This window comes from Gordonia sp. WA4-43, assembly GCF_020520305.1.
Classification (GTDB): domain Bacteria; phylum Actinomycetota; class Actinomycetes; order Mycobacteriales; family Mycobacteriaceae; genus Gordonia; species Gordonia hongkongensis.
The window spans coordinates 1,396,023-1,408,797 of record NZ_CP084736.1; the positions used below are offsets into that span (position 1 = coordinate 1,396,023).

Below are 12,775 nucleotides of genomic sequence, written 5' to 3' on the forward strand. Positions count from 1 at the left end.
GGCCCCCGTGGCCCGGACAACCGCACACCCGACACCCGGTCGGTACGACATCGACACCGGCGTCGCCGAGTTGAGCCCCGACACCATCGCGGGCGGGTGGCTGCTGACCATCAACGGGGCGCACAGCTCGCACATCCACCCCGACGACCCGACCGCGCTCGACTTCGAGTACCTGCGGCAGATGGCGGCCGTCATCGACGAACGGCACCCCACGACCGATCGGCTACGGGTCCTGCATCTCGGTGGGGCCGCCTGCGCGCTGGCGCGCCACCTCGACCACCGCTACCCGGACGCCCGCCAGGTGGCCGTCGAGATCGACGCCGAACTCGCACGCCTCGTACGGGAGTGGTTCGACCTCCCGCGGGCGCCGAAACTCCGGATCCGGGTCGGCGATGCGCGGCAGGTCGTCGAGTCGCTGCAACCGGGCACCCGCGAGGTCGTCGTGCGGGACGCGTTCGCCGGCGATCGCACCCCACGGCACCTCACGACGCGCGAATTCACCGAACGCGTCCGCGACGTCCTCGTCCCCGGCGGCCTGTATCTCGCCAACTGCGGCGACAGCCGGGACCTCGCCGGCGCCCGCGCCGAAGCCGCGACCGTCGGATCGGTGTTCGGCCATCTCGCGCTCATCGCCGACGCCGCGATGTTCAAAGGTCGACGCACCGGCAACATCGTGATCGCGGGCAGCGACACCCCGCTCGATCCGTCGGCCACGCTCGTCCGCACCCTGCTCAGTGATCCGCTACCGGCGCAGATCCTCTCCGGTGCCCGGGCCCGCGAGTTCGCCCGCGGCGAGGCCCTGACCGACAAGCCCTGAGCACCGGGTGGTCGCGCAGCCACCCGCCGGACGCGGAGTCGTGACCCGGCTGCCGGCACACGCTGCACACCTGTCGTCGCCAATGGATAGGGTTGGGTTCGATCCCGACGCCGAGGAACCGAGGATGACGTGAGCGATCCATCGTCGCGTGCGGGTACGACGCTGGGTCCGTACCGCATCGACAGACTCCTGGGTCGTGGCGGGATGGGTGAGGTCTACGAGGCCTACGACACCGTCCGGGAACGCCGCGTCGCCCTGAAACTCCTGCCCCCACACCTGGTGCACGACAAGGACTTCCGCGAGCGTTTCGAGCGGGAGTCGAAGACCGCGGCGAAGCTCTCCGACCCGCACGTCATCCCGATCCACGACTGGGGCGAGAAGGACGGCGTCCTCTTCATCGACATGCGGCTCGTCGACGGGCAGGACCTGCGCAAGGTGCTCGCCGCCGGTCCGCTGCCCGCCGCCCGGGCGGTTGCGATCCTCGGCCAGGTGGCGTCGGCTCTCGACGCCGCGCACCGCAACGGCCTCGTCCACCGAGACATCAAGCCGGACAACATCCTCGTCGACGCCGACGACTTCGCCTACCTCGTCGACTTCGGCATCGCGCAGGGCGCGAGCGACAGCCGCCTCACCCAGATCGGGACCGCGCTCGGGACACTCGCCTACATGGCGCCGGAGCGGTTCGGTGACGACCCCGCCGGGCCCAGTTCGGACAACTACGCGTTGGCCTGCGTGTTGTACGAATGTGTCACCGGTCAGACCCCGTATCCGGTGAAAACCGATCAGGGTCTGATGGCCGCGCACATCACCAAGGAACCGCCGACGATGGGCGGTCCGCTCGACCCGGTCATCGCGCGCGGACTCGCCAAGGATCCGGCGCAGCGCTATCCGACGGCGCGCGAACTGATCCGGGCCGCGGCGTCGGCGCTGACCGAACCGCCCGCGTCGTCGGCACCGCCGACGGTGACACCGCGCATCGTGACACCACCCCCGATGGCCCCGCCCACCTACGCGCCCGGAGGGCCCGGCTCGGACGCGTTTCGCAAGCCAGGGAGTCCGGTCCCCTCGGATCGGACGGTCATCTCGCCCGGCACACCCGTACCCGGACAGCCCGGCGGCGCCCCCGGGTTCGGGCCACCGCCGGGACAGTCCGGCCCGCAACGACATTCGGGTCCCCAGTCCTATTCGGGACCCCAGTCGCATTCGGGCGCGCCGTCCTACCCGGGTCCCCAGCGCTCGGGCCCCCAGTCCTATTCGGCTCCCCAGCACTCCGGCCCGCAACAGTTCTCCGGCCCGCAACAGTTCGCGGGCCCGGGCCAGTGGGGCACCCCGACCGCCCCGCCTCGGAAATCGAACACCGGACGGAATGTGGCCATCGCGGTGGGTGCCGGGCTGGTCGTGATCGCGCTGGCGGTCACCGGCATCATCGTGGTCCTGGCCGGTTCGGGCGGCGACGACCCGGCCCCGCCGAGCACGTCGACCAGTGCGATCCCGGCGGGCACCGTCGCATGCGACTACCCCACACGGACCGCGGTCGGCGGCATCACCCAGCCCGCTCCCGCCGCGAGCCAGCCGAACACCGGAACGGTCGACGCACAGATCCCGATCGCCGGCCAGGGCACGATCGACCTGACGCTCGACCGCGCCGAGGCGCCCTGCAACGTGGGGGCGATGGTGTCGTTGATCGAGTCCGGTTTCTACGACAACAGCAAGTGTCACCGCGCCTCGCGGCAGTACTTGATCTGCGGCTCGTCCGGTGGCCGGGAAGGCACCAACCCGGGCTGGACCAGCCCCGACGAGCTGCCCGAGAACCTGCCGTCGGCCGGCACCGACGACGACGGCGTACCGCAGGTCACCTATCCACGCGGCACCGTCGGCATCCTCGATCTGCCCGATGACGAGGGTGCCACCGGATCCACGACGTTCTTCCTGCTCGCCGACGACACCGACCTCCCCTTGACCTACTCGACCGTCGGCACCATCGACCCGTCCGGACTCGCCGTCCTCGACAAGGTCCTGGCAGGCGGTTTCACCCCGAATGCCCCGGGTGCGGCGTCGGGCCCGCCGAAGCAGAACCTGCTGATCCAAAAAGCGACCGTCGGCGGGTGACCCGCGGAGTCCATGTGGATCCAGTTGCGGTTTGTCCCGGCAACCGGGACAAACCGCAACCGGAATTCTGGGCCATCACCGATCGGCGCGCGCACAGGCACGGATCGCGGTGCTCTCCGTGAGCTCGACGCCGCGTTGGGTGGGGTTGCCGCCGCTTGGTGGTTGGGCCTCCACCCGAAAGAACCTCGAAAACACCTGGTGTTCACCGGCTCTCACGGAGCGCATTCGCGCTCGTCGGCGACTGCGGTGGTCCGGCACCGCCGCCTGACCGACGCCGACGTCACCACGCACGCCGACCTCAGGGTCACTGCAGCGGCGCTCACCGTCCTCGACGCCTCCGCCGAACTCGGAATCGCTGTCCTCGATTCGGCGCTTCTCTCCGGCTCGGTGAAACTCGCCGACCTACAGGCCGCGCACTTGCGCTACCCCGGGCGGCATGGTTCTCCGGCCATCACTCAGTACTTGCGACTTCTCGGCGACGGCGCGATCGGAGGCGGAGCGAATCGTGGCCACGTTGTTTCGCGAGTCGGGCATAGTGAGCTGGACACCGAACGTGAGCGCCGAGGGATATGTCATCGACGTGGCCTTCACCCGGGAGAAGCTGGCTGTCGAAATCGACGGATTCGACTATCACCGCGATGTCACGACGTTTCAGCGAGACCGGACAAAGCGCAATGCGCTCATCGCCGCGGGCTGGACCGTCGTGAACTTCACCTGGGCCGACATCGTCGAACGCGGCGATCAGGTGGTGACCACGGTGAGAAATGCGTTGAGCCGTTCGGCCGCCTGATCCGGTTGCGACTTGTCCCGCAAAGCGATACAAACCGCAAGCGGATCAAGACGAGCCGCAAAGGGCCACCCGACTAGATCACGTAGTTCATCCGGCTCAGGATCGCTTGTCCGAGAGCCTGATCGCCGTGCAACTCGACCGCGGACGGATCGGCATCCCGTCGGCCGCCGGCGTACCGCGCAAGATTCATCGCATCCAGCCGGATACGCACGTCGGCAGCGTCGTCGCCGCCGTCGAACTCGTCGACGACGCCCGCCCGGTCCCCGACGGCGATTCGCACGGTCCGCGGAGACACCCCGGTGATGTCGAAGAGGACGGTGCTGCCCTTCGGTGCATCGGCTCGCTTCCCGACGACGAAGGGCAACGACGCGCCGATCTCGTCGAGTGCGAACGACGCCGGGCCCGGCTCTGCCACGGCTGAACGATCGGTGCCGTCACGCAGGTCGATCTCGTGCACCCAACAGTCGAAGATCCGAATCCGCATGAATCGCCCGTACGTGTCCGGCCCGGCGGGCGTCATCGCCTCGGCATCGAAGTCGTTCTGCGACATGGATTTCAACGCCTCGGTCCGGACGCCGATGATCTCGTCGAGGGCGGCAACCACCTCGGCACGCGGCTTCGGGCGGTAATGGTCGACCCACTTCTCGTTGAGTTCGCCGATCGGGTTACGGACGTGGTCGAGGGCGCTGACCGTACGGGTGGCCTCGACGTCGCGGCCGTCGAGCATGCTTTCGGTCCCGACGATGTGGGCGACGATGTCGGCATTGGTCCAGCCGGGCAGAACCGACGGGGCCGACCACGCGTCGTCGTCGAGCGCGCGGGCCAGTTCGCCGATCACGCCCCACTGCGCGATCAGAGCCTCGGTCACCTCGTCGATCGGCAGGATCGTCGTCGCCATCGTTTCTCCTCGGGTCTGGATCGGCGATCAGGGTCGCCGGCGGGTCACTCGGTTCAACCGTATCGGGGACCGATCTGCGGATCCCGGGACCCGCCGAACGGAGGACAATGCGCGGTGTCGGCCCCGGCGAACGACCCGGGCACCCTACGCTTGTCCGCGTGTCTGCATCCGTGCGCGCCGGCGACCGGCTCGGTCCGTACCTCATCGACGGGTTGATCGGCCGGGGCGGGATGGGCGAGGTGTACCGCGCGACCGACACCCGCAAGGACCGGGTCGTCGCCCTGAAGTTGCTCAGCCCGCAGGTCGCCGACGACCCGGCTTTCCGTGACCGGTTCCACCGCGAGTCGCGCGTTGCCGCCCGCCTCAACGATCCACACGTCATCCCGATCCATGACTGGGGAGAGATCGACGGGCGCCTGTTCATCGACATGCGCCTGGTCGACGGCCGCGACCTCCGCACCCTGCTCCTGCAGGACGGACCTCTGCCGGCTGAACGCGCGCTGCGGATCGTCGGTCAGATCGGTGACGCCCTGGATGCTGCGCATCGATCCGGCCTGGTCCATCGGGACGTCAAACCCGACAACATCCTCGTCGACGATCGCGACTTCGCGTACCTCGTGGATTTCGGTCTCGCACAGGCCGACACCGACACACGGTTCACGAGCACCGGCACCGCGGTCGGCTCCTTCGGCTACATGGCGCCGGAGCGATTCGGCGACGATGCCGTCGGGCCGCCCGCCGACATCTACGCGCTGGCGTGCGTGCTGTTCGAATGTCTCGCCGGAGTGCACCCGTTCGCCTCGGCGACCACCATCGAGCGGTTGATCGCCGCCCACCTCACCGCCCCGCCGCCGCGCCTCGGTGCCGCGATCGATCACGTCATCGCCCGCGGGATGGCGAAAGATCCGTCGCAGCGCCAGCTCTCGGCGGCAGCGCTGGTCGCCGACGCCGGCGCCGCCCTGCGGTCGGAGCCTCTCGGTGGCGCGCCGACGATCGTCCCGGCCGGAACCCCCACCGTCGTGCCCGCCACCCCGTCGGCATCGACACCCGCCGCTCCAGCCGGGCCGTGGGACGCCACCCGGGCCGCGGTCTGGACCACACCGCCCCGCCGCCGGTCACCTCTCGTTCCCATCGTCGTGGCGACGTCCGTCGTGCTGCTGATCTGCGCCGGCGTCGTTGCCTGGGCGATCATCACGACCGAGCGGGACAACCCGGCGACCACAGCCGCCGACGCATCCGCAGTGTCCACGACCACCGAGGCGGCGCCCCAGCCGACGACGCCGACGCCGGCCGAACCGACACCCCTTCCCGGACCGACTTCGCAACCGGGCCCCGCGTCGCAGCCGGGTCCGGCACCCCGGCCGTCGGCGAGTCCTCAACCCGCAATCGTCCCCGGCGATCTCGGTCTCACCGTGCCGATGACCCGGCCGGCGTGCGACGGCACGGGGATCGTCGTGGTCGCCAACGCGACCGCACCCGGGACCTACCCCGGCGAGGTGCAGTCCTATTTGAACCAGTACCCGGGTGCGAGCTACTTGCGCACAGATCAGTCGTGTCCGTCGCTGAAGCAGGTGAGCGATGACGGCACTCCGATCTATGCGGTCTACTACGTCGCGGGCCGCACTCTCGAGGACATCTGCACGATGCGCAACCAGATCGGCGGCCTTGCATACGGCCGCTGGCTCGACTACACCACCGACCCGGAATCGCAGATCACCTGCTGACCGCGCCCCTACAGGGACGACGCGACGAACAAGGACCGGACCTGTCCGCATCGTCGGGCAGGATGGGCACATGTTGGAAACCTCCGCGCGGTTGCTCGCGTTGCTGTCGCTACTGCAGACACGACGCGAGTGGTCGGGTCCCGAACTCGCCGAGCGCCTGGACATCACCACCCGCACCGTGCGGCGCGACATCGACAAATTGCGCGAACTGGGCTACCCGGTGGACGCCAACGTCGGCTCGCGCGGTGGCTACCGGCTGGGCGCCGGCGCGGAGATGCCGCCGCTGCTGCTCGACGACCAGGAGGTCCTCGCGGTCGCCCTGGGTCTCGACGCGGTGACGACCGGTGCGGTCGCCGACATGGCGGAGGCCTCGGCGGGCGCGCTCGCGAAGCTGCGTCAGGTCATGCCGTCGAGGCTGCGCCACCGACTCGACGCCCTGCGGATCGAGGCCGTGCCCCGTACCGCGCCGGCGAGCGCGGTGTCCGCGGACCGGCTCACCGAAATCGCGACCGCGTGCCATCGGAACGAGCGGCTACGGTTCGACTATCGGCGCAACGACGGGGAGGAGAGCCGACGCGAGATCGAACCCTATCGACTCGTGCGCAACGGGAACCGTTGGTACCTGGTCGGTTTCGACATCCAACGCGGCGCCTGGCGATCGTTCCGCGTCGACCGGATGGAACCGAAGGTGCCGACCGGACCGCGTTTCACCCCGCGCGAACCACCCGAGGGCGGCGCGGCGGCGTTCGTTCTCCGGGGCCTCGGGTCCGTCTACCGGCGGGCGACGGCGCGGGTGCGTATCCATGCCTCGCTCGACGCGGTGTCGGCGATGGTCCACGAATCGTGGGGTGCACTCGAGTCCGGCGACGAGCACAGTTGCGAGATCACGCTGTACAGCACGTCGCTCGCGGAGATCGCTCGCTGGCTGTACGCCTTCGGCGCGGATTTCACCGTGATCGAACCGGTTGAACTCCGGGCCGAGTTGGTGGCCGCCGCGGAGTACCACGACCGGGTCGCCGAACGGTACCGACGGGCAGTCGTCGCGCAACCGTGACCGTCACCGACGCCGTTACCCGACCGTGACATCGGCACCGTGTCTGTCACATGAACGCACCCGAGCCGACCGACTCCGCCGATTTTCTCTACCGTCGGTGTCATGCGACTTCTCATCACTGGCGCCACGGGGTACGTCGGTTCCCGCTTGGTGTGCGCATTGCTCAAGCAGGGACACGACGTGGTCGTCACGTCGCGGGACACCCGGAAGCTGGCCAAGTTCGGTTGGTCGGACCAAGTCAGCATGGTGACCATGGACGCCGACGACCCGGCTTCGGTCCAGAAGGCGATGTCGGACGCCGGCCAGATCGACGCGATCTACTACCTCGTCCACGCCATCGGCCAGGCCGACTTCGCGAACGGCGACCGCGACGCCGCACGCAACGTCGCCGAAGCCGCGCGTGACGCCGGAGTGGGACGGATCATCTATCTCGGCGGTTTCGTGCCGTCGGACGACAAACTGTCCACCCATCTGCAGAGCCGCGCCGACGTCGCCGACGGACTGGTGGTCGACGGCGGGCCCGAACTGGTGTGGCTGCGCGCCGCAGTGGTCATCGGCGCGGGTTCGACGTCGTTCGAGATCATTCGCTACATGGCCGACCGACTGCCGGTGATCCCCGAACCCGACTGGATCACCAACGAGATGGATCCCATCTCCATCCGCGACGCGGTCCACTATCTGGCCGCGGCGTGCGACTCCTCCGTCTTGCCCGCCGGGAACTACGACATCTCCGGACCCGACAGCGCACGCTACATCTCGATCCTGCACGAGTACGTGTCGGCGATCCGGATGCCGAGGCTGCGGCTACCGGTCTTCGGGATCTCGACCCGGCTCGCGGGCCGGGTCGGCGGCATGCTGGTGCCGGTCCCGGCGTCGCTCACCGAGGAGCTCGTCACCTCCCTCGACCACCCGATGACGGCGTCCGAGCACCGCATCCGCGATCTCGTCCCGCCGCCCGAGGGCGGACTGACACCGATGCGCGAGGCCGTCCGCGCGTCCGTGCGGTCGCCGTATCCGCGCTCGGTGTGCGACCTCGACGACCTCCACCACCTCGCCGACACCGACCCGGCCTGGGCCGGCGGCGACTGGCTGCGGGTGAAACGCAGCGTCGTCGAGACGATCGGCACGTCCCTCGGGGTGGCCACGAAGGTCGTCGGAGTCCTCCGACCGAGTCGCGCCGATGTAGCGTCGTGACCGGTGACCATTGATCGACCGATTTCCTGACCGATCGAACTAGGTGGTGATGTGCTGGTGACCTCACTGGCGCGCGACCTGTACGACTCCGTCGCCGCGGACCGCGACCCCGATCCCGGCGCCCACTACATCCGACGACGCTGGCTGGTCGGCGTCTTCCTCGTCATCGGTGCGGTGGTTCTCGGCATCTCCCTACGGGTGGAGCCGGGTGACGCCGCGTTCTACCCGTTGACCATCGGTCTGGCGGCGGTGTGGATCGTCGGTGCGTTCGTCTCCGGACCGCTGCGGCTCGGTGCCTTCAGCCCCACCCCCTCGCGCCCGCCCGACCGGATCGGGGCGATCGGACTCGGCGTCGTCGTCGGCCTGGCCGTGGGCGGCGCGTTCGTGCTCGGTGGCCTGGTGGCACGGATGATCCCCGGCGTCAGCGACCTCGCCAACCAGGTGCTGGCCTTCGCCGACTTCGGCAGCCTCGCCGTGGTCACCGCGATCACAATGCTTAACGGCCTCGCCGAAGAGTTGTTCTTCCGCGGCTCGGTCTACTCGGCGGCCCGCCCGCACAATCCGATCCTCGTGTCGACGGTCATCTACGTGCTGGTCACCATGGCCAGCGGCAACGTGATGCTCGGCTTCGCCGGCGCGGTCCTCGGTACCGTCTGCGCCATCCTGCGGCGCAGCACCGCTGGCGTCCTCGCACCCGCGATCACCCACGTCATCTGGGGCGCGGTGATGGTCCTGGCCCTCCCGCCCGTCTTCGCCTGACCGCCAGACCTCAACTCGACTGTCAGACTTCGATCGAAGTCTGTCGGTCGAGTTGAAGTCCCCCGGTCCCCCGGTCCCAACTCCTGGCGTCCGGGGGCATCGACAAACCTCCGCTCCCTAACCGAAAGAACGACCTGCCCCCTGCTCCCTGAGGAGCTCCTTGCTCCTTGAGGTGCGAGGAGCGAAAGCGACGAGCCTCGAAGGGCTGGCGACCCGACCACCCAGCCTCGGCCAGACCCGGTTTGAGCGCTCGGCATCGGAGCGACTAAATTCGTGTGCGCAGCGCCACGTTCGTCAGCGCGGCACGCGCGTATAGCTCAGCGGTAGAGCTCTGGTCTTACACACCAGCGGTCAGGGGTTCGAATCCCTTTGCGCGCACCAGTGTTGTTGCAGGTGGCGGTAAGTTTATGTGATCGCGACCAGCGTGCCGAATCCCCGCAGTGTGCCGAGACTGTGCCAACGCGCGGTGGATGACCGCCAATCCGCCTCGCCCAGACTGGCCTTGTCTGTCCGTTGCTCCGAGCGGTTCATCACTACTTGTCGTTGTCGACGGCACCTTCGCCGTCGGCATCGAGATCCTCGGACTCGCGACGAGCGTTCGACTCAGCAAGAATCTCCTTCAGACCCTTCTTACGGTTTCGGAAACTCTTCCGTATGCCCTCAAGCCCACTGAGGCCGTAGAACGGGACCTCGTCGCTTGTAATCGAGCGTGCTGTGTCGATCAGAGTCGCCGACGCGCACGATAAGACCTGCGGTAACGCCGTCTCCTCGACGAAGCCATTGAGGTCGTCCTCCGGAGTGACATCTCGCTCCCAGTAGTACAACACCGCAACGTCCACCGAAGCAGTTCCGTCCCGGTACTCGTCGACGATCCGAATGCGTATCCCGAGTTTCTCGGGCTGGACGTTGACCGACAACTGAAATGTGGTGTCAGGGAGAGTCTCGCCGGTGTTTTCATGGTGGTGCGAGGCCCTGCGCTCAAACACCGTGAACAGGGCGTCCTCGACCGCAGGGAAGGCGGTCACTACACCAACTCCCATACACCGATCGGGCCACGCTCTGGCTTGGCGGGGCTATCACTCTTCCGAACCGACACAGACAGGGTCTCAGCGGCAGCGCGTTCGTCGAGCTCCTCATCGAAGTCTGAAAGCCTAGTGTTGACCTTTCCCCCGACGGCCGCCGCATAGCGACGAATTGTCGAAAGGTGCGGGTCAGCGCCCAGCCGTTCAAAGTTGGACACTGCAGTCTTCGATCGGTTCATACGGGCAGCGACTTCGTCTTGAGTGAGTCGTTTCGCCTTGCGCATAGCGACCAAGTCCTCAAGCAATTGGTCATCATTCAGAGCAAGATGCTCGCGGAGAGGGGTGTAGGGATCATCCGCAAGGTCTGCTTCTAGTGCGTCGATTGCGTCCATGCGGTTCAGGTTAACCGTAACAAGCCGCGCAGGGTACATCTAGACCGGAAATGTGAGTAGTTCCCTACCAGTCGCCGATGTCGAGTTCGTGCGACCTACCGCAACATCGATGTCCGCCTGCTGCTCGGTCCCGACGTAGTCAGGGTGCAGACTCTTCGCACCCGCACCCATGCCCCACAACTCCTCTGGGCACAGCACTGGTTCATTGAAGTAGACGCGGTAGTTGACCGTAGTCGTTTCCGTAATCACGCGATCCGAGTAGATTGCCTCCACCTCAGCCTCCTCGTCGTATCGGATCTCGCCGATCGCACCACGTGTGCTTTCGCACGGATACTCCCAGTCCTCGTCACGAATGGTGCCTATTGCAGCGCGCCTAAGCTGTGCCTTGATGGCGACCCAAGTGTCTTTGTCGACTCGGAGTCGTCCGATGTCGTGAGCGAGGTCGCTGTGTCGCTTCCACGAGCAGTTGATCACCCCTATGCGATCTGAGTTGTGACGAGGAGCACGCCTCATCTGCTCACCTCCGCCTCGACGAGCGATCGACACGTATGGGTCATTCGCTCGCCGCCCGTGACCCGAGCAGCGATGCGCCGGCGGATTCGAGGGCGTCGTCGTAGACATGTCCGTACACCCGCAACGTCATGCCGGGATCGTGCCCGAGCCACTTCGCGGTCGCCGACACCGTGTTGCCCGAGTCGAGCATCATCGTCGCCGCGGTGTGCCGCACATCGTGCAACCGGATCACCGGCACACCCGCAGCCTTGGCCTGTCGGGCGAACTCGCTCGAGTACGTTTCCGGCCGGATCGGTGACCCGTCACCGTTGACCGCAACGAGCCCGGTATCGGGCCAGTCAGGCCCGATGACCAGGCGTTCGGCTGCCTGCGCCGCCTTGAACGATCGGAGCGCGGCGATCACGTCTGCCGGCACCGGCAACACCCGACGAGACCGCGCCGACTTCGGGTCGCCCTCGACGGTGCCCCGCCCCGGCACGATCACCCGACCCGACACAATCGCCACGGTGCCAGCGTCGAAGTCGATCGCATCCCACCGCAGGCCCAGCACCTCGGAGCGCCGCAGCCCGCACAAGGTGAGCAACCACAGCGCGTACAGCCGATCGGACTCGACGTGCGTACGGAACTCCGCGGCCTGCTCCCGCGTCCACGTCGCCATCTCCCTCGACGCCACCTTAGGCCGCTCGACGAGCCGAGCAACGTTACGCGCCACCAGACCTTGCGCCATCGCATCATCGAGCGCCGCCGACAACTGCACGAGCATCGTCACGACCGTCCTCGCGCTCACCCCAGCAGACTGCCCGGCGTCGTCGTCGACCTCGACAGCGACGTAGCGGCCACGCGCCGGCCGGTCGACGTGCCCACCCTCGCGCAGCCGGTCGAGGAACTTGCCAGCGTTCGCCCCGAACTCGGCCTCGACCTGCGCATAGCTCACGCCGTCGACATGGCTCGCGACGAACGCGAGTATCTGCGCGGCCCGCTCGGACAGGCGACGCGCCGGCACCCGCCCCGATTCCATGCGCCACGCCACGAGGTCGTCGACGTGCGACTTGGTGAGTTGCTGCAGTTGCATTCCGCCGAGCTGGTCGATCACGGGTTTCAGTGCCTGCTGGTAGCCAGCCAGCGTGACCGGCCGAATGTCGCGGCGACCGTCGAGCCATCCGGTCAGGAACTCGGAGACCGTAACCGCGTGCCGCACAACGTATGTGCCGGCGGAAACTTCGGTTGCGATGCGCCGGTATTCGCGTCGCGCCTCGGCCATCGTCCGATAGGTGAACCGCTGCCGCAGCCGACCGCCATCGGGTTTACTCCCCACATCGACCTGGAACGTATAGCTCGCGGCACCGTTCTTCGCGGTGCGCTTGGTGATCGGTTCGGCCCGTCGCGTCATGCCGACACCATAGCGCCGAGGTCTGATACATTCGGGAACGTTCAACGCTGCAGGCGAGGGGCCGGGCGGTCGAAAGGTCACCCGAACCCGAACCGGCGGCACCAATTTTCGCA

11 protein-coding genes, 1 tRNA gene and 1 pseudogene are annotated in these 12,775 nt (G+C 67.7%); 8 read left to right on the forward strand and 5 right to left on the reverse strand.

What is annotated here, in order from left to right:
- Window positions 1–7 precede the first annotated feature (7 nt).
- From LEL84_RS06240 to LEL84_RS06250, 3 genes and pseudogenes are all read left to right on the forward strand, one after another.
- Window positions 8–817, forward strand: coding sequence for a spermidine synthase (locus LEL84_RS06240; protein ID WP_078112781.1), 810 nt, complete (start codon window positions 8–10; stop codon window positions 815–817).
- 129 nt (window positions 818–946) lie between these two features.
- Entirely contained in the window at window positions 947–2,926 is a 1,980-nt protein-coding gene (locus LEL84_RS06245) for a protein kinase domain-containing protein (protein WP_078112780.1), read from the forward strand.
- A 64-nt stretch (window positions 2,927–2,990) separates the two neighbouring features.
- A pseudogene (locus LEL84_RS06250) lies at window positions 2,991–3,716 on the forward strand (endonuclease domain-containing protein); the annotation flags it as partial.
- 73 nt (window positions 3,717–3,789) lie between these two features.
- Here LEL84_RS06250 and LEL84_RS06255 read toward each other — a convergent pair.
- On the reverse strand, window positions 3,790–4,614 hold the full coding sequence (locus LEL84_RS06255; protein ID WP_226513576.1) for a maleylpyruvate isomerase family mycothiol-dependent enzyme: 825 nt from the start codon (window positions 4,612–4,614) through the stop codon (window positions 3,790–3,792).
- A gap of 107 nt (window positions 4,615–4,721) precedes the next feature.
- On the opposite strand from LEL84_RS06255, the gene LEL84_RS06260 reads away from it, so the two are divergent.
- From LEL84_RS06260 to LEL84_RS06280, 5 genes are all read left to right on the forward strand, one after another.
- The gene (locus LEL84_RS06260; RefSeq protein WP_413466944.1) at window positions 4,722–6,338 is read left to right on the forward strand and encodes a protein kinase domain-containing protein; all 1,617 of its coding nucleotides are present in this window, start codon (window positions 4,722–4,724) and stop codon (window positions 6,336–6,338) included.
- Between the two features lie 70 nt (window positions 6,339–6,408).
- Entirely contained in the window at window positions 6,409–7,392 is a 984-nt protein-coding gene (locus LEL84_RS06265; RefSeq protein ID WP_226513578.1) for a helix-turn-helix transcriptional regulator, read from the forward strand.
- A 102-nt stretch (window positions 7,393–7,494) separates the two neighbouring features.
- Entirely contained in the window at window positions 7,495–8,586 is a 1,092-nt protein-coding gene (locus tag LEL84_RS06270) for an NAD(P)H-binding protein (protein ID WP_226513579.1), read from the forward strand.
- A 51-nt stretch (window positions 8,587–8,637) separates the two neighbouring features.
- Window positions 8,638–9,345: a type II CAAX endopeptidase family protein gene (locus LEL84_RS06275; protein WP_226513580.1), complete on the forward strand. Its 708-nt coding sequence runs from the start codon at window positions 8,638–8,640 to the stop codon at window positions 9,343–9,345.
- A gap of 306 nt (window positions 9,346–9,651) precedes the next feature.
- Window positions 9,652–9,726 (forward strand) — tRNA-Val (locus tag LEL84_RS06280).
- Window positions 9,727–9,878: 152 nt separating this feature from the next.
- On the opposite strand, the gene LEL84_RS06285 is transcribed toward LEL84_RS06280, so the two are convergent.
- From LEL84_RS06285 to xerC, 4 genes are read right to left on the reverse strand one after another with little or no spacing between them, the layout of a single operon-like run.
- Window positions 9,879–10,370, reverse strand: coding sequence for a hypothetical protein (locus LEL84_RS06285; RefSeq protein WP_226513581.1), 492 nt, complete (start codon window positions 10,368–10,370; stop codon window positions 9,879–9,881).
- Window positions 10,370–10,759, reverse strand: coding sequence for a helix-turn-helix domain-containing protein (locus LEL84_RS06290; RefSeq protein ID WP_226513582.1), 390 nt, complete (start codon window positions 10,757–10,759; stop codon window positions 10,370–10,372). Before LEL84_RS06290 ends, LEL84_RS06285 begins: the two co-directional genes overlap by 1 nt.
- 39 nt (window positions 10,760–10,798) lie before the next feature.
- Window positions 10,799–11,272: a hypothetical protein gene (locus tag LEL84_RS06295; RefSeq protein WP_226513583.1), complete on the reverse strand. Its 474-nt coding sequence runs from the start codon at window positions 11,270–11,272 to the stop codon at window positions 10,799–10,801.
- A gap of 40 nt (window positions 11,273–11,312) precedes the next feature.
- Complete coding sequence (gene xerC, locus LEL84_RS06300) at window positions 11,313–12,662, reverse strand: tyrosine recombinase XerC (RefSeq protein ID WP_226513584.1); 1,350 nt, start codon at window positions 12,660–12,662, stop codon at window positions 11,313–11,315.
- Window positions 12,663–12,775: the final 113 nt, after the last annotated feature.

Bases quoted from the DNA above. Each gene is read 5' to 3' on its own strand.
- LEL84_RS06265 (WP_226513578.1), top strand. From the start codon at position 6,409: ATGTTGGAAACCTCCGCGCGGTTGCTCGCGTTGCTGTCGCTACTGCAG.
- xerC (WP_226513584.1), bottom strand. From the start codon at position 12,662: ATGACGCGACGGGCCGAACCGATCACCAAGCGCACCGCGAAGAACGGT.
- LEL84_RS06290 (WP_226513582.1), bottom strand. From the start codon at position 10,759: ATGGACGCAATCGACGCACTAGAAGCAGACCTTGCGGATGATCCCTAC.
- LEL84_RS06270 (WP_226513579.1), top strand. From the start codon at position 7,495: ATGCGACTTCTCATCACTGGCGCCACGGGGTACGTCGGTTCCCGCTTG.
- LEL84_RS06255 (WP_226513576.1), bottom strand. From the start codon at position 4,614: ATGGCGACGACGATCCTGCCGATCGACGAGGTGACCGAGGCTCTGATC.
- LEL84_RS06295 (WP_226513583.1), bottom strand. From the start codon at position 11,272: ATGAGGCGTGCTCCTCGTCACAACTCAGATCGCATAGGGGTGATCAAC.
- LEL84_RS06260 (WP_413466944.1), top strand. From the start codon at position 4,722: ATGCGCGGTGTCGGCCCCGGCGAACGACCCGGGCACCCTACGCTTGTC.